Genomic DNA, 20,298 nt, shown 5'->3' with positions numbered 1-20,298 from the left:
GTCACCTCTCCTTCTGCAGTACGGACAGCGCGGCGATGAGTTCGGCCTGGGGTTCGGGGTGTACGTCGAGGGCGTCGAGCGGCGCGAGTCGGCGTTCGCGTTCGGTGTGCAGCACCCGGTCGAGGTGCTCGGTGAGCAGCCGCCCACCCCGGTCGCGCAGCCGCAGCGCCCCGTGCGCGCCGATCCGCTCGGCGAGCCCCTCACCCGCCGAACGCGCCCGGCGGCCTCCCAGCAGCACGGTGGCGACGAGAACGGCGATCACCTCGGGATCCGGTGCGACGCTGCGGTCGAGGTCGCGGACCTCCTCCTCGGCGAACTCCTCGAGCTCGCGCCGCCACCGCCGTACGGCCATCCCGATGCGGTGCTCGGCGCTCTCCAGGGTCGGGTCGTGGTCCGCCGTCAGCTCCGGGGCGCGCGCCGCGGGTTCGCGCCGCCAGGTCTCGTCGACGCGCTCGTCGGCGGCGGTGACGGCGCACAGCAGGAGCGCGGCCAGGCTCTCCACGAGCGCGTCGAGGAGCTCACCGGCGGAGCAGTCGAGCGGAAACGCACGCCATCGTTTCAGGGCGTCCCCGGCGAGTACGGCGCCGGCCTGCAACCGCCCTCGCACGCGCGCGTGCTCGCTGTCGTACGCCGCGTCGACGGCGGAGGTGAGCCGGAGAGCAGCCGCATACTGAGCGGCGGCGGCGCTTGCGAGTTCGGGCAGCCGCGCCTTGAGGGAGTTGAGCACCCCGTATGCGGTACGGGCCATGGCGTGCTGCCGGGCTGCCGGATCCTGCACCAGGTGTACGAGCCAGGTCCGCAGCGAGGCCACGGCGGTGGCCGGCAGCAACCCGCTTCCCCACGCGGACTCGGGCAGTTCGGGCACCGTGAAGCGCGGCACGTCGCCGAGCCCGGCCTTGGTGAGCAGCGCGCCGTACTGCCGGGACACCTCGGAGACGACCTGGTGCGGCACGCGGTCGAGCACCGTCACCAGGGTGGCGTTGTACTCCTTCGCGGTACGCAGCAGATGCCAGGGCACGGCGTCGGCGTACCGGGCGGCCGTCGTGACCATGACCCAGATGTCGGCCGCGCAGACGAGCTCGGCGGCCAGGACACGGTTGTCGGCGACCAGGGAGTCGATGTCGGGGGCGTCGAGGAGGGCGAGACCGCGCGGCATCGTGTCGGCGGTCTCGACGCGCAGCACGCGCGCGGGGTCCTCCCCCGGGAGCAAGAGGTCGTCCCCGGCGTCCTGATGGGGCACCCACACGCGCGTGAGATCGGGCAGCACCCTCATCCCGCTGAACCAGTGATGGTCCTCCGGATGGCACACCAGCACGGGCGTCCGCGTGGTCGGCCGCAGCACGCCCGCCTCGCTGACGCGCCGCCCCACAAGGGAGTTGACGAGGGTCGACTTGCCGGCACCGGTGGATCCGCCCACCACGGCCAGCAAAGGCGCTTCGGGCTCTCTCAACCGGGGCACCAAGTAGTCGTCGAGCTGGGCGAGCAGTTCGTCGCGGTTGGCACGCGCGCGTGGAGCCCCCGCCAGGGGCAGCGGGAAGCGTGCGGCGGCGACACGGTCGCGCAGGGCGGAGAGTGCGTCGAGCAGCTGAGGCCGTACGTCCAAGGTCACCACATGCGAAGAATGCCCAATTTTAGGGGAATTCTGAAGCATATGAGCATGTCTGCGCGCCGACAGGACACAAGGGACGGAAGGGACGACTGGGACGCAGGCACAGTCCAGGCATAACGAGTGCACAACACCCGGTGCGTGAGAGCCTAAAAGCGATGCACGATTCGTACCTGCCTGCGATTATCAGGACCGCTTCACTGAACCTCCACATCGAGCCACGGAGGCGAAGCAACAGGGACACGGACGCAGGAGCCCTATCCTTGTCCCCGGCAACGTCACGGATCAGCCCACACCCGGGCACCCACGACAGCGGCCACACACCCGGCCCCCGTAGCTCAGTGGATAGAGCAGGCGCCTTCTAAGCGCTTGGCCGCAGGTTCGAGTCCTGCCGGGGGCGCCAGTCTCCGCCCTCCTCCGGGAGGGCGTTTTTGCTGTTCAGAGCGGGTATCGCTCGGCACGACAAAGCCCCGGGCACTCCCCTGACGATCAAGAGAGCGCTCCGGGGCTGTCCGGCTGTCACCGGGTTTTTGCGGGTCGCCGAGTCGAATACGTGTCGAAGTTTCTTGGCCGAAGATCAACCAACGTCGGGCAGCCCGGGGAGGTCTCCGGCGGCTTCGAGCCGACCAGCGCAGCCCATGAGCCCCGCCGAAGGCACTCCTCGCCACGCCCCGCGCAACACCACGCCTCATGCCTTGCGACCGCCCCGCGTCACACCGTCCGTCGCTGCGCCTCGCGCCTCGCGCCTCGCGCCTCGCGCCTCGCGCCAATGCTCCGCAGCAACACCCCTCAAGGCGCGGAGTCTTCCTTCCCCTTCGCCGCCGCATAAGCCTGGGCCGGTGTCATCGGCACGCCGTTGAGCTCAACGGTCTTGTAGGAGCTGACCTTTGCGCAGGTCTTGGCCTTGTCGGCGGTTTGGGCGTGGGCGTTGCTGACGGCGGCGTGTGTGTCGGCGGGGGCCGCCGAGGAACTGCCCGAGGAGCCGTACGCAGTGCCCGTCAGCCAGTCGCTGCCGATGGTCAGGACCACGCCGCTGGTGCTGCCCTGGGTGAGGTGCGAGGCGGGGAGGCCGAGTGCCGAGGCCGCTGTCTGGGCCTCCGGCTTCTGTCCGGGGCCGTAGGTGATCGTCGTCCTCGACGCCTGCTCCGGCGCGTTGCCCGAGGTCGTGCCCGAGCTGAAGCCCTTGGCGATGAGCGCCTCGGCGATCACGGAGGCGCGTCCGCCGGTGGTGGTGCCGTTCTCGACCTGTACGGCCACAGCGGAGGGCGCCACAGTGGCCGTGGCCGACGCGGACGGCGACGCCGAGGACTGCTTCTTGCCGCTGCCGGAGGTCAGCGACTGGTCGTTGGCGATGGTGGAGAACAGCGACTTCGCCGCGGCCGCGGGGACGACACGGTTGGCGTTGGTCGGGTCGGCCGCGGTCTGCATCGTGGTGAACGTCATCCGCTTGGACGGCACCTTGTTCAGATCGGTCGCCAGGTCCACCAGTTTGCTCACGCTGCCCAGGCCGGTGTCCACGGTCAGCGCCTTGGTGGCCGCGTCCGCCAGCGAGTAGACCTTGGCCGGGTTCGCGAGTGTGCCCGCGCTCTTGAACTTGCGGATCATGGCACTGAGGAAGAGGTGCTGGGAGACGGTACGGCCCAGGTCGCTGCCGTCGCCGAAGCCGTGCCGGGAGCGGACGAACTCGAGGGCCGCGTTGCCCTTGAGCGTGTGCGTGCCCTTGGCGAGCTTCAGGTGCGAGTAGGTGTCGTAGACGTTGTCACTGACGCACACCGACACCCCGCCCACGGCGTCGGACATCTTCACCACGCCGGAGAAGTCGAGCATCACGAAGTGGTCGATGGTGATGCCGGTGAGCTGGTGCACGGTCTTGACCTGGCAGGCCGCGCCGTACTGCAGCGCGCTGTTGATCTGCCCGTAGTAGCCGGACGTCGACTGGCTGCTGTCGGGGTCCTTGCAGGAGGGGACCCGCGTCATCGTGTCGCGTGGCACGCTCATCACGGTGGCGTTGGAGCGGTCGGCGGAGACGTGCACCACCATCTCCACGTCCGCGTTGTGCCCGACGGTCGAACTCGCCGAGCCGCAGCCGCCGCCGAGTTTGCAGTCGGCCTTGTTGTTCCGGCCGTCCGAGCCGATCACCAGGATGTTGATGGGGGTCCGGCCGAAGGAGTCCGCTTTCTCCTTGCCACCGGCGCCGTCGTCGATCGCGACGCTCTTGATGTTGCCGTTCAGGTGCTCGTACAGCCACGCGCCCGCTCCGGCGGTGACCAGGATCAGCACCGCCACCGTGAACAGGGCTATGCGGGCTATCCGTTTACGCCGGGCAACGGGCTTGGCCCGTCGGCCCGACCGATGTCCCCGAGAACGCGCCGCTGCCTGGCGGGCGGCCGCCCGGCCTCCGTGCGGGGGGCGATACGGTCCGTCGTCGGTCTCCCGCTGCCGGGGAACGCCGGCCGAGCGGGCACCGGCTGAGCGATCACGTGTGGCGGCACGGCCGCGGGTTCCGCCCCAGGGGTCGCTCAACTCCCACTCCCTACACCGTGGCCGACGCCAACCGCCGGCGCGACGGCGCACCCTCGGATTGGATGATTGCGCAATATAGCAAGCGTTATCGAGAGCGGAGGTGTGCTACGTCACACCCCCGCACGCCAGGCAGGATGCGATCGACGATCGCTTCCCAACGCTTCCCAAGAGAGGGACTCCCCCTGTCCCGGGAGAGGCCCCGCCTCATCCCGGGAGGGCCCCGCCTCGCGGGACTCCCCCCGCCGCCCGCAAGGTGACCCCCCGACGCCCCTTGCTCAACGACAGAGCGGCACTCTTACCCAACAACAAATCGCCACTCTTACCCGGACTTACCCGGCCGGAGAAGCTCAGCGCGCGGCGCTCTCCCCGGAGACCGTTCCAGCGGACGCGGCATCGACCGAGGCAGCCGAAACACCCGCGGTACCCGAGGTACCTGGGGCAGCCGATCCACCCGACATACCCGGCGCAGCCGAAGCGGGCTGCGCACCCGGAGCAGCCTGCGCACCCGGCACGCCCTCTTCCCCCTTCATCGCCTTCGCCTCGCTCTTGAGGATGCGCATGGACTTGCCCAGCGCCCGGGCGGTGTCCGGCAGTTTCTTCGACCCGAACAGCAGGAGGAACAGGACCACCACGATCAGCAGGTGCCAGGGTTCCAGTCCGTTGCGGAGCATCCCGCCCACCCCTTTTCTTCTTCACCGGACGTCGTTGTCCGCGGGGCGCGGGACGTCGTCTCCATGGTTGCTACATTGCGCAACTGTACAACCATGGGGTGACGTCAGTCCCTGGGGATGCGAGGTCAATCCCCCCGGCGATGTGAGGTCAGTTCCCCCGGGGATGTGAGGTCGGTCCCCTGCGAGGCACGGGCCTCCAGGCGCCGTTCGCCACGCGCCCCGACCGCCATCAGTCCAGCGGCGTAGAGCGCGAGGACAGCGGCCAGCAGAAGGTAATAGAGAAGCGGCAGCGGCGTGAAGCCGAGCAGGGCGCCGAAGGGCGAGAGCGGCAGCAGCAGCCCTACGGCGGCCAGTGCGGCCGCCGACCAACCGATCGGCCCCGGCCCCCGCGCACGCCCGCGTCCCGGCCCCGGCCCACGCCCTTCGACCTCACTCTCCTCGACCTCACGCCCCTCGACCCCCCGCCGCCCGGCACGCAACAGCACCATCACCAGGGCCTGAGTGATCAGGTTCTCGGTGAACCAGCCGGAGTGGAACACCGCTTCGTCGTCCAGGCCGTCGGGCCCGTTCAGGGCGAGCGCCAGCACACCGAAGGTGGCGAGGTCGGCGACCGCGTTGAGGACGCCGAAGCCGGTGATGAAGCGCAGCAGGCCGCGAGGGTGCAGCACCGTCGGGCGGCGCAGTACCGAGGGGTGCGGCCGGTCGTGGGCGAAGGCGAGTTGGGCGGCGTCGAAGCACAGGTTCTGCGCCAGTACTTGAGCCGGGAGCATCGGCAGGAACGGCAGGAGGAGGCCGGCGCCGAGCATGGCGATGACGTTGCCGAGGTTCGAGGAGAGGGTGATGCGCAGATACGTGGCGATGTTGCCGCCCGAGTACCGTCCGGCCGCGATGCTGTGGCCGATCGCGGTGAGGTCCTTCTCGGCGAGGACCACGTCCGCGCTCTCCCGGGCGACGGCCACGGCGTCGCGCGGTGCGATGCCTACGTCGGCGGCGCGCAGGGCGGACAGGTCGTTGACCCCGTCGCCGAGGTAGCCGACGGTGTGCCCGCTCGCACGCAGGGCGGCGACGACACGGGCCTTGTGCTCGGGGGCGCAGCGCGCGAGGACGACGGTGCGAACGGCGGCTGCGGCGAGTTCGGCGTCGGTGAGTGAGTCGATGGCGTCGGCGGTGAGGACACCGTCCGGCGGCACGGCGATGCCCAGGTCGCGGCAGGCTCGGACGGCGGTGCCCGGGTGGTCGCCGGTGAGGATCCTGACGCTGACGCCCCGGTCGGCGAGGACCTTCAGCGCTTCGGCCGCGGTGGGCGCCAGCGCGTCCCGCAGGGTGACGAACCCCCGGAAGTCCAGGCCCCGTTCGTCGGCCGCGGTGTACTCCCGTGCCCGAGCGGGACGTTCGGCGGTGGCGACCGCCAGCACCCGCAGGCCGGCGTCGGCGTGGGCGGCGGCGAGAGCGAGCAGCTTGTCGCGTTCCTCCGCCGCCAGGTCGCAGCGCTCCAGTACGGCCTCGGCGGCTCCCTTGACGACCAGGGTGTGCGTCCCCAGCCGGCCCGGCGTGCGGACGACGGCGGTCGCCAGACGCCGTAGCGGATCGAAGGGAAGGGCCGCCACTGGGTCGTACGCCATGACGTCGTCCTCCTCCGCCGCGTCCAGGACCGCGTCGTCGAGGGCGTCGGGGGCGGGCAGGTCGGCGAGTTGGAGGGTCCACCAGGCGTTCACCGCGGCCCAGCGCAGCACTCCGGGGTCGTCGTGCCCGTCCGGGTCGAGGGCGCGGTGGAGGACCGGCCGGTCCTGGGTGAGCGTGCCGGTCTTGTCGAGGCACAGCACGTCGACGGCACCGAGGTCGTGCAGCGCGGGCAGGCGCTTGACGATCACCCCGTGGCCGCGGGCCAGCAGCGCGGCGCCGCGCGCGAGGCACATGGTGACGATGACCGGCAGCATCTCCGGCGTCAGCCCGACCGCCACCGCCACCGCGAACGGCAGCGTTTCCAGGCCGCGGTCGCGCAGAGCGGCGTTGGCCATGAGGACCAGCGGCGGGGTCAGCAGCATGAACCGGATGAGGATCCAGGAGATGCCGTGCACGGACCGGTCGAAGGCACTGGCCTCCGGCCGAGCGTCCGTACGGCCGTGAGCCGCGGCGAACCGCGTGTGCGCACCGGTCGCCACGACGACCGCGGTGGCGCTCCCGGAAGCGACGCTGCTGCCCTGGAAGCAGAGTTGAGGCCGGTCGAACTCCCCCACGGTCGACTTCGTACGATCGCGGGGACCCCCGTCGCCGCCCATCGCGACCGCCGTGTCGGCGGCGTCCTTGGCCACGGGAGCCGACTCGCCCGTGAGCGCGGCCTGGTGCACGGTCAGGCCCTGCGCGCGCAGCAGTCGTACGTCCGCCGGGACCAGGTCGCCCGGGCCGAGGCGGATCACGTCGCCGGGCACCAGCTCGTCCACGGGAATCTCCCGGGCGTCCGGCGGCAGGTCCTCCCCGGTGCGGCGCAGGACGGTGGCCGTGGTGGCGACCAGCCCGCGCAGCGCGGCCATGGACCGGTCGGCCCGGTGCTCCCCGGACGCCCGCAGCGCACAGCTCACCGCGACCAGCAGCAGGATCACGCAGGCGGTGCCCCAGGAGGCGACGACCGCCGACACCAGCCCGAGGCACAGCAGTACGGCGGTGAACGGGTCCCGCAGACTGCGCATCAACGCTCTCGGCCAGGAGGCTTCCCGGCGCGTCGGCAGACTGTTGGCCCCGACGCGGGCCTGCCGCTCCTCGGCCTGCGCCTCCGTCAGTCCGCGCGGCCCACTGTCCAGGTGCCGCAGCGTCTGCAACACGGTCGCCACCCCGGGCTCCGAACACCCGTCGGCGCCCGGTCCCGCTCCGTCCCCGGGAACAAGCGGATCGGCGCCCGGCCCTGGCCCGTCCTCGGAAACGAGGCGATCGACGACCGGTCCCGCCCCCTCCTCGGGAACAAGCCCCCCTGGTTCCGGTTCCGAGGCCGCGGTGGTGTCAGCCACCGGCCCCGCGCAGCACGTGCACGGAGGCGGACGCCCCGTCGGCACGCGCGGCCAGCTGACCCACCATCACCCGGACCACGGTCACGACGTCGGGGTCGTCCACGAAGTAGATCTGGCGCCGCCCCTCCCGGCGGGACCGCACCAGGCCCGCGAGCTTCAGCTTCGCGAGATGCTGGCTGACCGCGGGCAGCGCCCCGCCGACCCGGTCCGCGAGGTGGGTGACGTCGCTCTCGCCCTGCGCCAGGGCCCACATGAGGTGCAGCCTGGCCGAGGACGCCAGCAGCCCGAAGGCGGCGGCCGCCTCCGCGAGTACCTCGGCGGAGGGATCCTCGAAGCCACCGATGTCTGCCGCCACAGTCCTTCTCCCGTCCCGCCCTTGGTCCTCGCGCCGCACCCGCGCCGCTTCAGTCTAGGTGCCGGTCCGCGCCTGCCCGGGCCCACTGGGCGGACGAAGCGACTCCGCCGGCTCACCGTCTCCAGCCGGACCACTGCCTCCGACCGGATCACCACCCTCAGCCGAATCACCGCCCCCAGTTGGCTCACCACCTCCAGCCAGGTCACCGCCTCCGACCGGACGGCCACCTCCGGCCAGATCACCACCTCCAGCCAGATCACCACCCCCAGCCAGATCACCACCCCCGACCGGATCACCACCCCCGACCGACTCACCGCCCCCAGCCAGCTCACCACCCCCTACCGGCTCACCCCCACCCGCAGCCCCGTCATCCGCCCCGGCCCCATCCCGGTCCGCCACGAGAAACCAGGCAAGGTCACCGACCGCCGCCCCGGCAGCCCCAGCCCCTGCGATCAGCCCCGCTGTGATCAGTCCCTCTCCGACATACGGCCGCCCGTCGAAAACGCGCAGACCGAAACCGAGGAGCAGGAACAGGCCCGCGGCCACGGCCGGCACACCGGTGACGAGCATCGCCCGCACGCACACGAACCCGCCGCTCCGGCGCGCGATCCGCCCCCACGCGACGCCGATGCCCATCCCTGGATGCTCAGGTTCCGGCATGTCTCTCCCCCGATGAATGAAGCCTGCGGCGACTCGAGCCGACCGTGCTCACGCGAGCCGTATGGGGTGGCGAGTGTAATGGTTCTCGACTTGCGCAATATATGAAGGCTCAGGCCGGCTGCCCGCACGAGGCACCCCAACGTGATCCGCCACCCGACCGGCCACTCGACCCGTTACTTGATCGGCTACTTGATCGGTTACTCGACCTGCCCCCTGACCGGTTACTTGATCTGTCCGACCGCCCACTCGGCCCACTCCCGGCGCATGGCGTTGAACCGCAGCCCGTACTCCAGCGCGATCCGGCCGTAGACCGACAGATTGTCGTCGTTCCAGTCGATGGACTCCGACAGCTGGTGCAGGCTCTCGAACCCCTCCGCCGACATCTCCGTCAACTCGGTCAGATAGCCCCGCGCCTGCTCGGGCGTCAGCACTCCGAGGAAGAAGACCCGCAGCAGGATCTCGCTGCGGGTGTTCCGCTGGGGGCTGGTCTCGCTCAGCCAGTGCCGCAGCTCGGCCAGCCCCTCGTCGGCGATGGCGTACTCCTTGCGGCCGCGCGGCCCCTCCGCCGCGACCGTGATCAGGCCGGAGGCCGCGAGCTTGGTCAGCTCGGTGTAGATCTGGCTCTGCGTCGCGGGCCAGACCGCGGCCAGCGACGTGTCGAAGAGTTTGAGCAGGTCGTACCCGCTGGCGGGACGTTCGGACAGCAGGCCGAGCAGGGCGTGTCGAAGGCTCATGCGTTCACCTTAACCTCAACCTTCCACTATTGACATGTCAGCACGCGACCTTCTACTTTCGACATGTCGAAAGAGAAACCCGGAACCACGCCGAAACCGGAGCCCCCATGTCCTACCTGCGCACCTTCCTCCCGTGGATCGTCTTCGCCGCAGTGCCCTCGGGCAGCTGGCAGTGGGGCGCGCTCGCCGCCCTGGTGGTCGCGGTCGCCGTGATCGGCCAGCAGGTACGGACCGGCACCGGACTCGACGCCCTGATCATCGAGTTGGGCTCCGCGGTCTTCTTCGCCGTCCTGGCCGTCATCGCCTTCGCCGACCCGCACTCGGGCGTGCACGGCTACTCTGCGGCCCTCTCCTCGGGCACCCTGGCGGTCATCGCCGGGCTCTCGCTGGCCGTAGGGAAGCCGTTCACGCTGGGCATCGCCAAGCGCACCACTCCGCGCGAGGTCTGGGGCCTCAAGCCCTTCATCCGCACGAACGTCGTCATCACCGCCGTGTGGACCGCGGCCTTCGCCCTGACCGCCGTCCTGCTGGCCTTCGAAGCACAGGCCGGAAACGGCCACTCGACACCCGCCACGCTCATCCAGATCGCAGGCTTCGTCGTCCCGATGGTCTTCACCGTCCGCTACGTCGCCCACGTCCAGGCCAGGGCCGGGCAGGCCGCCTGATGACCGCCCCCCACCTCGCGGGGAACTACGCCCCCGTCGGCGAAGAGCTCACCGCCCACGACCTTCCGGTGACCGGCGCCATCCCGCCCGAGCTGACCGGCTGGTACGTCCGCAACGGCCCGAACCCGGCCGACGCCGCCTCCGGGCACTGGTTCTTCGGCGACGGCATGGTCCACGGCGTCCGACTGGAGGCCGGGCGGGCGGTGTCGTACCGCAACCGCTGGGTGCGCACCCGCCGCCGTACCGAAGGGGCCCGGCCCTACGACGACCAGGGCCGGCGCGACCTCACCGCCGGCCCCGCCAACACCCACGTGGTCCGGCATGCAGGCCGCACCCTCGCCCTGGTCGAGACGGCGCTGCCGTACGAACTCACCCGCGAACTCGGCACCAAGGGCTCGTACGACTTCGGCGGCCGGCTGCACACCGCCATGACCGCACACCCCAAGACCTGCGCGGTCACCGGCGAACTGCACTTCTTCGGCTACGGCACGGTCGAGACCCCGCATCTCACCTACCACCGGGCCGACGCCTCGGGCGAACTCGCCGTCAGCAGGGCGGTCGAGGTGCCCGGGCCGACGATGATGCACGACTTCCACCTCACCGCCGAGCACGTCGTCTTCATGGACCTGCCCGTCGTCCTCGACCTCGAACTCGCCCTGTCCGGCGGCACCATGCCCTACCGCTGGGACGACGGCCACGGCGCCCGGCTGGGGGTGCTGCGCCGCGACGACCCGTACGGCGAGGTGCGCTGGTTCGGCATCGACCCGTGTTATGTCTTCCACGCACTCAACGCCCACGACGCGCAGGACGGCACCATCGTGCTGTACGTCATGCGCTATCCCGAGCTGTGGCGGCGGACCGGTGACGCCGTCGACCGGACGCAGCACGCCGTGCTCTGGAAGTGGACGATCGACCCGGCGACGGGGACGGTCCTCGCGGAGCAGTGCGACGACCGGCCCGGCGAGTTCCCCCGCGTCGACGACCGGCTGACCGGCCTGAACTCCGCATACGGACACGTGACTTGTGGCACCTCGCTCGTACGGTACGAACTGGCCACCGGCGCCGTCTCCGCGCACGACTTCGGCCCCGGACGCACACCGGGCGAGGCCGTCTTCGCCCCGGCCGACGACGTGGCCGGCGGACCCGGCTGGCTCATGACATATGTGTACGACGCCGCCGGCGACCGCAGCGACCTCGTCGTCCTGGACGCGGGCGACCTCACCGCGGCCCCGGTCGCGACCGTCCACCTGCCCGCCCGGGTCCCCCACGGCTTCCACGGCAACTGGCTCTCGGATCCCGGGGCCTGAGCGCCGTCGACGCGGCCACCGCCCACATGCGCGACCATGGCCACCGCTACCGACCGCGCCGACGAAAGGACCCCCGTGCGGCTGCGCTGCGCTGTACTCGACGACTTCCAGCAGGTGGCGACGGAACTCGCCGACTGGTCGCCCGTGGCCGACCGGGTGGAGACCGTCACCTTCTCCGAACACTTCGGCACCGAGGCCGAACTCGCCGCCGCCCTCGCCGACTTCGACATCGTCGTCACCCTGCGCGAGCGGGTGCCCTTCCCGGCCTCACTGCTCGCCCGCCTGCCCCGGCTGAAGCTGCTCGTCGCCTCCGGCATGCGCAACAGCGTGATCGACTACGCGAGTGCCGAGGCGCACGGCGTCACCGTGTGCGGCACGGCGAGCACCTCGACGCCACCCGTCGAACTGACGTGGGCTTTGCTCCTCGGCCTCGCCCGCGGCATCGTGCCGGAGTCCAACTCCCTGCGCTCCGGCGGCCCTTGGCAGCAGACGGTGGGCGCCGACCTGCACGGCCGCCGGCTCGGACTGCTCGGCCTCGGCAAGATCGGCAGCCGGGTCGCCCACGTGGGCCTCGCCTTCGGCATGCACGTCAGCGCCTGGAGCCAGAACCTCACCAAGGAGTACGCCGACGAGGTGGGCGTCCAACTTGCCCCCTCCATGGAGGAGTTGCTGTCGAGCAGCGACTACGTCTCCGTCCACCTGGCCCTCGGCGACCGCACCCGCGGTCTCCTCGGCCCCGCCGAACTCGCCCTCCTCAAGCCCACCGCCTACCTGATCAACACCTCCCGCGCCGCGATCGTCGACCAGGACGCCCTGCTCGCCGCCCTGCACGAGGGCCGCATCGCCGGCGCCGGCATCGACGTCTTCGACATCGAGCCCCTCCCCGCCGACCACCCGATGCGCACGGCTCCCCGCCTGCTCGCCACACCCCACCTCGGCTATGTGTCGCGGTCGAACTACGAGACGTACTACCGGGAGGCGGTGGAGGACATCCGGGCGTTCCTGGACGGAACGCCGGTGCGGCGACTGGGCTGAGGAGCCGTGCGGGGAGCCTTGCGGGCAACCGGTCAGGCGTACCGGTAGATCTTGCTCACGTCCTCCAGCTCGTCCGGGGTCACATCCCACGGCGGCATCCGCTCGCCCCGGGCGATGATCCGCCCGCGCTGCTCGTCGTCGGGGCCGGGCGGCTTGGCCGGCAGATAGCGGGCGCCCTTGTGCCGTTTCTGCCAGCGGGTCCACTGCATGTCGACGAAGGCGTGGTGCAGCCAGAAGACGGGGTCGTTGACGGAGGCGCCGCCGAGCATGACACCGCCGACCCAGCGGTGGACCCGGTTGTGGTTGCGCCAGGCGACGTTGTCCTTCCCGGTCCCCCACCCCTCCAGCTTGTTGCGGAACCCCTTGGTGCAGGTGGAGTCCCAGGGCCAGGTGTCGTAGACCTTCTCGGCGAGCGCCGACTCCAGTTCCTTCTTCGACGGCAGCGAGATGGGGTTGCGGGCGCGTCCGAGGTCCCGGGTGAGGAAGGCGCCGTCGGTGATGCCCTCCCTGATGGGCCAGTAGCCCTGCGCATAGGCGAACGGCCCGTCGACGACCTGGTGGTCGCCGCTGCGCCCGTTGCCGCCGAGGAGGTCGTCGGTCCAGGGCACGGCCGTCTTCGAACGGTCCCGCGTCCAGTCCCAGTACGGCACCGTCACCGACGGGTCGACCCGTTGCAGCGCCCGCTCCAGGTCCAGCAGGAAGCGGCGGTGCCAGGGCAGGAAGGAGGGCCCCATGTGGGCCGAACGCAGGCCGTCCTCGCCGTCGGAGGTGTAGTACGCGATGTGCAGCCGCACGAACTCGTCGTACTCGCCCCGCCATTTGATCTCGAGCAGCGCGTTGACGAACCGCCGCCGCTCGTCGCTCGTCAGCTTGCTCGCGTCCTTACGCACGTACGCCATGCTGTTCCCCCATGTGCGGATACCTCTCGCCGACCGGACCCGGGGCCAGGTCGCGCAGCCGCTGCCCGGGGCCGAGTTCGTCGACGGCCGCTCGGGTCGCCTCCAGCGAGGTGCGGTACGAGCTGTAGTGGTCGACCATGGTCAGCCAGGTGCCGTCGGCGCGGCGCATCAGGTGCAGTGGGTGACCGTCCACGGTGACCTGCCACACGCAGTCGCCGGCGCCGTGTCCGGCGGCGGGCAGCGGGGCACCCTTGATGCGGCGGCCGCGGTAGACCTCGTCGAAGGCCGACTCCTTGGTGTCCCCGGATCCCTCGGGGTCGCCCGCGTGCCGCGGCGCGCGCGAGGCGGCGACAAGGGGGGCCAGTGCCAGGGTGGCGGCTGAAGCGAGCAGACCCCGCCTTATCACCCGCCATGTCCGCCGCTCCGGCCCGCTTCTCACCGGGCCCTCGGCCCCCCGCTCCGCGCCCATCGGTGCCCCGTCAGCTCTGACGCCCATGGCTCACTCCCTCGTACGGGTTGGATCTCCGCAGCGGTAACCGCCGGGCGGGCCGTACGGTCACCACCGGTACGGCCATACGGTGATGTCCGCACCCGGAGGGAGTCAGCCGGTCCAGAAGTCCCACCAGCGCGTCAGGACCAGCATTCCGACGATGCCGATGTGCAGCAGCGGCAGGACCCAGGTGAACTCCGCGAGGAAGGTCTTCAGCAATGTCGGCGCGGGCAGGAAGCCGCTTCGCACGGTGAAGGACGTCACGTACCAGAACAGCAGGATCGTCGCGAGCCAGGCCAGACAGCACCACAGGCACAGCGCGCCGATCCGGTACAGCGACTCGAACTGCAGCCAGGACACGAACCCGATCCCGAACAGACAGCCCGCCTCGAAGGTCAGCCAGTACCAGCCGGGGAACGTCGCGCCGGCCAGCAGGCTCGTCCCGACGCAGATCACGATGCCGTAGGCCACCAGACCCAGCATCGGGTTGGGGAATCCGAAGACCGAGGCCTGGTCGCTCTTCATCACGCTGCCGCAGGAGATCACCGGGTTCAGGCTGCACCCCGGGACGAAGGCGGGGTCCTTGAGCAGCTTGAACTCGTCGATGGTGATGGCCCAGGAGGCCAGCAGCCCGGCCGCGCCCGTGAGCACCAGCAGCAGGGCGAACGCGGGGCCGTCCGCGGCCCGCCGCATCAGCCGCGCGGGCGCTGGGCCGGCAGGACGACGTGTGCGGCGGCTCTCAGGGTCTGCTCGGCCCCGACGAAGGCGGCCAGCGCCGACGGCTCGATCGGTTGGCCCGGCCTGCCCTCGGGCCAGGGGCGGGTGGTGAACACGAGGTAGGCGTAGCCGCGTTCGGCGACCGCCGTGAACCACTCCGCCGGAGCGGTGCACTGGGCTCCCAGCTGCGGCATCCTGACCACGGCCTGCCCGGCCTCGATGAGCAGGGTGACGGCCGGGCCGGACTCGCTGGTGCCGTCGACGAGTTCCCCGCCGACCTCCAGCCCATTGCTCGCCAGCAGCCCCTCGACAGCGGCGGACGTCATCTCCGGGCCGCCCTCGGCATCCCCGAGGGAGTACGCCAGCAGATACGGCATGTCGGTTCCGTCGGAGGCCTCGCCACTCCAGGGCAGCAGGACGAGCGTGCCGAGCTCGGCCATGCGGAAGGGGTGGGTCTCACTCGGGGTCGAGGTCACCGCGCGGCTTTGTTCAGGGACTTCATCGTGCTTCCTTTCGCGGCGACTCACATCACCTCGGGGAAATCTGACGCCACGCTCAACGAATCCCGACCGGGGCGGAAACCCCGTGCCCGGAAGACATATGAGATCCCTGACGGATCACGGCCGTGACAAACCTCCGCCGCCGGACCGGTCACGACGACCGGTCAGGCGGCGGAGTGCACGATCCACATCAGATCAACCCAAGGTCACCTGAGACTCACCAGGGGCTCACCTGACCGGCAACGGCAGCGGCAGCGTGGGCAGGGTCGGCAGGCCCGGCAGGTTGGCGGCGGGCAGTCCGCTGCCGAGCAGCGTCGCGGCGAGGAAGTTGACCAGGGCGGTCAGCACACCGGTGACCGCGGGGACGACCTGGCCCACGTCACCGGAAGTGACGGCGGCGAGCAGGGCGTCGACCGCCTTCTGCAGGGCGGCGAGCGCGTCACCCTTGAGGTCCTTGGGCGCCGGCGCCTTGCTGCTGTCCCCCGGCTTCGCCGACGCGGGCAGCTTGGTCAGCGAGGACGGCGAAACCGGCGCGGACGCACCCGGCTTGGTCACGGTGCCGGACGCGGCCGGGGCCGCCGCGGTGATGTTGGCGATGGCGTCCTTCACGGCGGTGACGAGCTTCTGCGCCTCGTCTGCGGACAGTTGGCCGTTGTCGGCCTTGAGTACGGAGTTGAGCAGGGCGGCGACCGGAGCGAGCACGCCGCCCAGGTCACCGAGGCTCTTGACCTGGGCCAGCAGCGCGTCCGCGCCGGGGACGGGCGCGCGGGACACCGCGTGGGTGCGTTCTGGGGCCGAGTCGGCGGCGACGGCTGCCGGACCGGCGATGCCGACCAGAAGGGTGGCGCAGAGAGCGGTGGACGCGATACGCCGTGCGGACAGACCACGCATGGGTGTTCCTTTCGATATGCGTCGGATCCTGAGCCCACCGTGAAATCGCCCGTGGCCGTCTGCAACCGCTCGCACCCGCCGGAGTGCCGCCGTCAACCCATTAGGGGGAACACGAACCGAACGGTCCGTCAGCGGTAGACGCGAAGGTAGTCGGCGGCGAACGTGACCGGCCCCCGCCCGGAGGGAGCCGGGTGGTACCGACCGGCGCACAGCGACAGGTTCAGGATCAGATACGCCGACCAGTCGGCACCCACACCGGTGCCGTCACGGAAGACGCGCTCGCCGTTGACGTACCAGTCGACGGAGTCCTCGCCGCAGCAGCCTCCGATGGTGACCCACCCGTCCGGGAAGACCGCGTCGTCGTCGGTGTGGTAGGTGCAGCCGGAGTTGACGTGGTTGGACAGCTCCAGCAGGTTCGGGTTGTCCGAGTGGTACTCGAAGACGTCGATCTCGTTCTCGCCGTCCTTCCAGGTCCACAGCGCCGGCCAGGCGCCCGTCCCGGAGGGCAGTGCGACGCGGGTCTCGATGTAGTCGCCGGTCCTCACCCGGAAGCCCTCGTCGGAGTACTCGGTGGTGAGCAGGCCGGTGCGCCAGGCCTGCAGGCCGTTCTCCAGGGTGTGACCGGCCGGGACGGCGGTGAAGGTGACCACACCGTCGGCGACGGTCACGCAGCCGGGGTCGAGCCAGTCGAGCTTGTTGTCGTCCGGGTTGTGGTTGCCGTAGCGGTAGGCACTGGTCCTGTCGCCGACCCATTTGGAGCCCCAGGCGATCGGGCTGCTGAACTCCTCCGACCAGGCGAGCGACTTACCGAGGGCCGACCAGGTGGAACCGGTGGCGGTGGCAGGGGACGCGGTCGGCGTGTATTTGGCGTTGTCGGCGGTCATGGCGGCGAGGGTAGGGCTGTGCGGCGTCCGGCCCGGCCAATGTGCCACCCGCAGGACTGGAATTCCGCTTTCGGACTACCCATGTGGTCGAATCCGGACGCACTATACGATCAATCGATTCGCCGACCATGTGAATCCTTCTGACGGCACCCCGGGCAAAGCATTGTTCACTCCACCGACTTTCATGCGTATGGAGTAACGCGTCGCTTTTGCATAGGGGATGGACTGCTATGTTCTCCAGCCGTCGGATCAGAGGTAACTTTCAACCGAGGTGAATCATGAAGAAGGCAGTTTTCACCACTGCTGCGCTGGCCATCGGCGCGGGTCTCGTGGGTGGTTCCGCCGCCGCGGCGTCGGCCGCTGCCGTCGCACCGGCCCCCGCGGCCGGTCTGCTCGGTCTCGTTTCCCCGACCCAGGTGACTCCGGCGGTCGTTCCCGCGACCGACGTGGTGACGAACCTGGCCCGCAACGGCAAGATCGCCAACGGTAGTGCGTTCGACAAGAAGCGGCCGGAGGGAGGCTCCGGCGTCTACCTGGACGGCATGGACCCCAACGCTTCCAAGAAGCCCACGATTCCGGTGAAGAACCCGGCCGGACAGGGCGACGTTCAGGTCCACCCGCTGCAGGCGCCGACCGCTGTCGGGCTCGGTAGCTTGCTCAGCAAGTGACGCGACGGAAACCGTAGGAGTCGGCCGTACCGGCGAAAGCTTTCAGTGCTTCACGACGCTTTCGCTGCCGCGGCCGAAGCGCGACAGCACACCCGGACTCGGCGGACCGAACACCGCCGGGCCCCACGAACCATCTCTCCGGCCCACCGGCCCTCTCCCTTCCGGTGGGCCGGACACACGTCGGCCCTCGTTCCGTACCGCCCGGCGTACGGAACATTTTCTTCGAGTTGCGGTCGGCCGCGGCCTTTCGGATTGTCGTTCATATGAGCCACAAGGATTCCATCTACATTCCCGTTCGGCCTGCCCGGACGTACGGCATTGAGCCATCCGATGGAATCATTCCCGTTTAGTCGCTCTTCCCGTGACTTATGCGCGCATATCAAGGTTTCCTGGTATGCAAGCGTGCGCAACCGTGAATTGAGGAAGGAACTGAGTTGCCCAGGAAGTTCGCGGTCATCACTGCCCTCACCCTCGGCGCTGTGGTCAGCAGCGTCGGTGTTGCTTCGGCCCACGACACCAACACCGAAATCAAGGGCGGCGGAGGCTTCTCGTCGTCCCCGGTCGTCGTGAACGCCCCCCAGCAAGGTGTTCTCGTCGTCAACGGCACGGTCGTTGACGGCCGTTGCATCGCGCCGTGGTCCAACGGAGCAGTTCTCGCCGGCGTCCTCGCCCCGAACTCGCACTACTCCGCGTGCAACACGGACAAGATCGACCAGTCGCAGAACTCCCCGTACGCGGGCGGCCTGCTCTTCTGACCCCTGCCCCGAGCAATTCGGAGCAGTTGCATCACCCCATTACAGCCCGGAAAGGCGCAACTCATGCGTAACAAGGTTACGGCCATTTCCGCCCTCGCCGCGGGCGTCGTTCTCGCGGCGGCCGGCACCGCCGCGGCAGACAACTGCACCACCGTCAAGGGTGGTGACGGCTTCTCGTCGTCCCCGGTCGTCGTGAACGCTCCCCAGCAGGGCGTTGCCGTCGTCAACGGCACGGTCGCCGACCTCCGTTGCGTCGCGCCGTGGTCCAACGGTGCCGTCCTCGGCGGCGTGCTCGCCACGAACTCGCACTACGCCGCATGCAACACGGCGGACATCGACCAGTCGCAGAACGCCACTTACAAGGGCGGCCTGCTCCTCTGACCTGCTCCGAGAATTCGGAGCACGGAAATCCCAACCGCCCCACCGAAAGGCGCATCCCATGCGTAACAAGGTTACGGCCATTTCCGCCATCGCCGCGGGCATCGTCCTCGCGGCCGGCGGCGCCGCCGCGGCCGACGACAACAACACCACCGTCAATGGCGGTGGCGGCTTCTCGTCGTCCCCGGTCGTCGTGAACGCCCCCCAGCAGGGTGTTGCCGTCGTCAACGGCACGGTCGTCGACGGTCGCTGCATCGCTCCGTGGTCCAACGGTGCCGTCCTGGGCGTCATCCTCGCCCCGAACTCGCACTACGCCGCGTGCAACACGGACAAGGTCGACCAGTCGCAGAACTCCCCGTACGCGGGTGGCCTGCTCTTCTGAGTCGCACTTCCGCCCGATGGCGGCCCACCGGAACTCCGGTGGGCCGCCATCGGTTTTTCCGTGCCCTTCGTTCCAGGGGCGAAGGGCCGGGCTCTGCCGAGTTCCAGGAAAAAAGCCCGCGGGGCCTGTCTGCAGGTGATGCAGACAGGCCCCGCGGTCAGGAGGTGGCCGACGAAGACCGACAGGTACGTCGCCGGTCGAGAAGGGCGCGCCAACAAGGAGGGAAAGGCGCCCTTCCGCCTACGGCGTTTCCTGCCGGCGCGCCGCACAGCGGCCGACACGGACGGATGCGCCACCTCGAGAGATGGCCAACTCCTCAGCGGAAGAACCCGATACACGAACTCGGGCTGTTCCAATGGGACCAACGGCACCGTGGCGCTCATGGTCACCCTGAATCGTTCGTTTGGCCCAGCGCACGAATATGATCGCCCCCGCATATGCCGAAGGGTCGACTCCGAGGAATGCGGAGCCGACCCGAATCGTCGAACGTGCCGGGGTGCCTACTTGCCGACCGGAAGCCCACCGAGCAGCCGACCGTCGACGGGGTTCGCCAGGCTGGGGTTCGGCAGGGTGCCGCCGACGACAGGGGTCTTCACGACTCCCGACTGCTTCACGCTGTCCTTGACGCTGTCCTTCACGCTCGCCGTCATCTGCTCGACGTTGTTGCCCACGTAGCCCGACGACGCCTTGGCTGCCGTGGGGACTCCGCCCGCGACCATCTTTCCGCTGTCCACGAGGCCCTGCCCAGGCATGTCCGCCGCGATGGCGGGCACGGCGACGCCGGCGATGGCGAGGGAGCCTGCAACAACGGCGGCAGCCTTCAGAGTCTTCATCGTGTGCCTTTCTTTCGTAACTCGTCTTCCGTAACCCGCGGTCGGCAGAGATGCCGCTGTCATCAGACATCGCGAGAGACTCGGTCCCACTTCTCCCGGCCTAACGAGAAGGGGGCTTCCTGGAAACCCTGTTACCGGCAGTTCCAGGAACTCATACGAAAGGATCCGTTCGCCGACTCCGGTACCTACGTGAACTGGCGTAGGCCCAAAAGGGTGATCCGGCGCGACAAATAGCCCATGGAACCGCCACCATTCCGACACAGTTGACCGGTCCGCAGGTAATTACGGATGAGCGGCTAGAGTGGCTCACCTCGTGATTCCAGCGATGCCGGTTGAACAACGG

At 69.9% G+C, this 20,298-nt stretch carries 21 protein-coding genes and 1 tRNA gene; 9 read left to right on the top strand and 13 right to left on the bottom strand.

All coding sequences use genetic code 11. From position 1 onward, the window contains the following. Position 1 precedes the first annotated feature (1 nt). Entirely contained in the window at positions 2–1,612 is a 1,611-nt protein-coding gene (locus OG303_RS31600) for a dynamin family protein (RefSeq protein ID WP_405872639.1), read from the bottom strand. 321 nt (positions 1,613–1,933) lie between these two features. Between OG303_RS31600 and OG303_RS31595 the strand changes: the two genes are divergently transcribed. Continuing rightward, positions 1,934–2,009: transfer RNA gene (locus OG303_RS31595), tRNA-Arg, on the top strand. 386 nt (positions 2,010–2,395) lie between these two features. On the opposite strand, the gene OG303_RS31590 is transcribed toward OG303_RS31595, so the two are convergent. The 4 genes from OG303_RS31590 to OG303_RS31575 all read right to left on the bottom strand — a co-directional run bounded on the left by OG303_RS31590 (position 2,396) and on the right by OG303_RS31575 (position 8,157). Then, positions 2,396–4,129: an LCP family protein gene (locus tag OG303_RS31590; RefSeq protein WP_405872638.1), complete on the bottom strand. Its 1,734-nt coding sequence runs from the start codon at positions 4,127–4,129 to the stop codon at positions 2,396–2,398. A gap of 347 nt (positions 4,130–4,476) precedes the next feature. Continuing rightward, a complete protein-coding gene (gene tatA / locus OG303_RS31585; RefSeq protein WP_405872636.1) occupies positions 4,477–4,800 on the bottom strand; it encodes a Sec-independent protein translocase subunit TatA in 324 nt (107 codons plus the stop codon). Positions 4,801–4,925: 125 nt separating this feature from the next. After that, positions 4,926–7,802: a magnesium-translocating P-type ATPase gene (mgtA, locus tag OG303_RS31580; RefSeq protein ID WP_405872635.1), complete on the bottom strand. Its 2,877-nt coding sequence runs from the start codon at positions 7,800–7,802 to the stop codon at positions 4,926–4,928. Continuing rightward, positions 7,795–8,157 carry an ArsR/SmtB family transcription factor gene (locus tag OG303_RS31575; protein WP_405872634.1) on the bottom strand — a complete coding sequence of 121 codons (363 nt, stop codon included), beginning with the start codon at positions 8,155–8,157 and terminating at the stop codon, positions 7,795–7,797. The genes mgtA and OG303_RS31575 overlap by 8 nt, the downstream gene beginning before the upstream one ends. A gap of 21 nt (positions 8,158–8,178) precedes the next feature. On the opposite strand from OG303_RS31575, the gene OG303_RS31570 reads away from it, so the two are divergent. Beyond that, a complete protein-coding gene (locus tag OG303_RS31570; protein ID WP_405872632.1) occupies positions 8,179–8,922 on the top strand; it encodes a hypothetical protein in 744 nt (247 codons plus the stop codon). A gap of 116 nt (positions 8,923–9,038) precedes the next feature. Here the strand turns inward: OG303_RS31570 and OG303_RS31565 are convergent, their stop codons facing one another. Further along, entirely contained in the window at positions 9,039–9,551 is a 513-nt protein-coding gene (locus OG303_RS31565) for a PadR family transcriptional regulator (protein WP_405872630.1), read from the bottom strand. Between the two features lie 107 nt (positions 9,552–9,658). On the opposite strand from OG303_RS31565, the gene OG303_RS31560 reads away from it, so the two are divergent. The 3 genes from OG303_RS31560 to OG303_RS31550 all read left to right on the top strand — a co-directional run bounded on the left by OG303_RS31560 (position 9,659) and on the right by OG303_RS31550 (position 12,558). Then, positions 9,659–10,216: a hypothetical protein gene (locus OG303_RS31560; RefSeq protein WP_405872629.1), complete on the top strand. Its 558-nt coding sequence runs from the start codon at positions 9,659–9,661 to the stop codon at positions 10,214–10,216. After that, on the top strand, positions 10,216–11,523 hold the full coding sequence (locus tag OG303_RS31555; RefSeq protein WP_405872627.1) for a carotenoid oxygenase family protein: 1,308 nt from the start codon (positions 10,216–10,218) through the stop codon (positions 11,521–11,523). Before OG303_RS31560 ends, OG303_RS31555 begins: the two co-directional genes overlap by 1 nt. Before the next feature lie 75 nt (positions 11,524–11,598). Next, positions 11,599–12,558 carry a D-2-hydroxyacid dehydrogenase family protein gene (locus OG303_RS31550; RefSeq protein WP_405877582.1) on the top strand — a complete coding sequence of 320 codons (960 nt, stop codon included), beginning with the start codon at positions 11,599–11,601 and terminating at the stop codon, positions 12,556–12,558. 32 nt (positions 12,559–12,590) lie between these two features. On the opposite strand, the gene OG303_RS31545 is transcribed toward OG303_RS31550, so the two are convergent. From OG303_RS31545 to OG303_RS31520, 6 genes are all read right to left on the bottom strand, one after another. Continuing rightward, the gene (locus tag OG303_RS31545) at positions 12,591–13,457 is read right to left on the bottom strand and encodes a tyrosinase family protein (protein WP_405872625.1); all 867 of its coding nucleotides are present in this window, start codon (positions 13,455–13,457) and stop codon (positions 12,591–12,593) included. Beyond that, positions 13,441–13,953 (bottom strand): tyrosinase family oxidase copper chaperone, encoded by a 513-nt coding sequence (locus OG303_RS31540; protein WP_405872623.1) that lies wholly within the window; start codon positions 13,951–13,953, stop codon positions 13,441–13,443. Before OG303_RS31540 ends, OG303_RS31545 begins: the two co-directional genes overlap by 17 nt. Before the next feature lie 105 nt (positions 13,954–14,058). Then, entirely contained in the window at positions 14,059–14,640 is a 582-nt protein-coding gene (locus OG303_RS31535; protein WP_405872622.1) for a vitamin K epoxide reductase family protein, read from the bottom strand. Continuing rightward, entirely contained in the window at positions 14,640–15,140 is a 501-nt protein-coding gene (locus tag OG303_RS31530) for a DUF5949 family protein (RefSeq protein WP_405872621.1), read from the bottom strand. The genes OG303_RS31535 and OG303_RS31530 overlap by 1 nt, the downstream gene beginning before the upstream one ends. A 252-nt stretch (positions 15,141–15,392) precedes the next feature. After that, the gene (locus OG303_RS31525) at positions 15,393–16,055 is read right to left on the bottom strand and encodes a hypothetical protein (RefSeq protein ID WP_405872620.1); all 663 of its coding nucleotides are present in this window, start codon (positions 16,053–16,055) and stop codon (positions 15,393–15,395) included. Between the two features lie 128 nt (positions 16,056–16,183). Continuing rightward, complete coding sequence (locus OG303_RS31520) at positions 16,184–16,939, bottom strand: beta-glucanase (protein WP_405872618.1); 756 nt, start codon at positions 16,937–16,939, stop codon at positions 16,184–16,186. Between the two features lie 278 nt (positions 16,940–17,217). Here OG303_RS31520 and OG303_RS31515 point away from each other — a divergent pair, with 278 nt between their 5' ends. From OG303_RS31515 to OG303_RS31500, 4 genes are all read left to right on the top strand, one after another. Beyond that, positions 17,218–17,607 (top strand): hypothetical protein, encoded by a 390-nt coding sequence (locus tag OG303_RS31515; RefSeq protein ID WP_405872616.1) that lies wholly within the window; start codon positions 17,218–17,220, stop codon positions 17,605–17,607. 434 nt (positions 17,608–18,041) lie between these two features. Continuing rightward, positions 18,042–18,362 carry a hypothetical protein gene (locus OG303_RS31510; RefSeq protein ID WP_405872615.1) on the top strand — a complete coding sequence of 107 codons (321 nt, stop codon included), beginning with the start codon at positions 18,042–18,044 and terminating at the stop codon, positions 18,360–18,362. A gap of 63 nt (positions 18,363–18,425) precedes the next feature. Next, positions 18,426–18,743, top strand: a complete 318-nt coding sequence (locus OG303_RS31505) for a hypothetical protein (protein WP_405872614.1) — start codon at positions 18,426–18,428, stop codon at positions 18,741–18,743. Between the two features lie 58 nt (positions 18,744–18,801). Then, a complete protein-coding gene (locus OG303_RS31500) occupies positions 18,802–19,122 on the top strand; it encodes a hypothetical protein (RefSeq protein WP_405872613.1) in 321 nt (106 codons plus the stop codon). A 500-nt stretch (positions 19,123–19,622) separates the two neighbouring features. Here OG303_RS31500 and OG303_RS31495 read toward each other — a convergent pair whose 3' ends face one another. Further along, positions 19,623–19,955: a hypothetical protein gene (locus OG303_RS31495; RefSeq protein WP_405872612.1), complete on the bottom strand. Its 333-nt coding sequence runs from the start codon at positions 19,953–19,955 to the stop codon at positions 19,623–19,625. Positions 19,956–20,298 lie beyond the last annotated feature (343 nt).

The sequence above is a fragment of the Streptomyces sp. NBC_00005 genome, assembly GCF_045160215.1.
GTDB lineage: Bacteria > Actinomycetota > Actinomycetes > Streptomycetales > Streptomycetaceae > Streptomyces.
Note: the sequence above shows the minus strand (reverse complement) of the source record. Positions and strands in the feature narration are given on the sequence as shown.

Coding starts and splice junctions, on each gene's coding strand:
- tatA (WP_405872636.1), bottom strand. CDS start 4,800: ATGCTCCGCAACGGACTGGAACCCTGGCACCTGCTGATCGTGGTGGTC.
- OG303_RS31565 (WP_405872630.1), bottom strand. CDS start 9,551: ATGAGCCTTCGACACGCCCTGCTCGGCCTGCTGTCCGAACGTCCCGCC.
- OG303_RS31560 (WP_405872629.1), top strand. CDS start 9,659: ATGTCCTACCTGCGCACCTTCCTCCCGTGGATCGTCTTCGCCGCAGTG.
- OG303_RS31555 (WP_405872627.1), top strand. CDS start 10,216: ATGACCGCCCCCCACCTCGCGGGGAACTACGCCCCCGTCGGCGAAGAG.
- OG303_RS31545 (WP_405872625.1), bottom strand. CDS start 13,457: ATGGCGTACGTGCGTAAGGACGCGAGCAAGCTGACGAGCGACGAGCGG.
- OG303_RS31540 (WP_405872623.1), bottom strand. CDS start 13,953: ATGGGCGTCAGAGCTGACGGGGCACCGATGGGCGCGGAGCGGGGGGCC.
- OG303_RS31535 (WP_405872622.1), bottom strand. CDS start 14,640: ATGCGGCGGGCCGCGGACGGCCCCGCGTTCGCCCTGCTGCTGGTGCTC.
- OG303_RS31525 (WP_405872620.1), bottom strand. CDS start 16,055: ATGCGTGGTCTGTCCGCACGGCGTATCGCGTCCACCGCTCTCTGCGCC.
- OG303_RS31520 (WP_405872618.1), bottom strand. CDS start 16,939: ATGACCGCCGACAACGCCAAATACACGCCGACCGCGTCCCCTGCCACC.
- OG303_RS31515 (WP_405872616.1), top strand. CDS start 17,218: ATGAAGAAGGCAGTTTTCACCACTGCTGCGCTGGCCATCGGCGCGGGT.
- OG303_RS31505 (WP_405872614.1), top strand. CDS start 18,426: ATGCGTAACAAGGTTACGGCCATTTCCGCCCTCGCCGCGGGCGTCGTT.
- OG303_RS31500 (WP_405872613.1), top strand. CDS start 18,802: ATGCGTAACAAGGTTACGGCCATTTCCGCCATCGCCGCGGGCATCGTC.
- OG303_RS31495 (WP_405872612.1), bottom strand. CDS start 19,955: ATGAAGACTCTGAAGGCTGCCGCCGTTGTTGCAGGCTCCCTCGCCATC.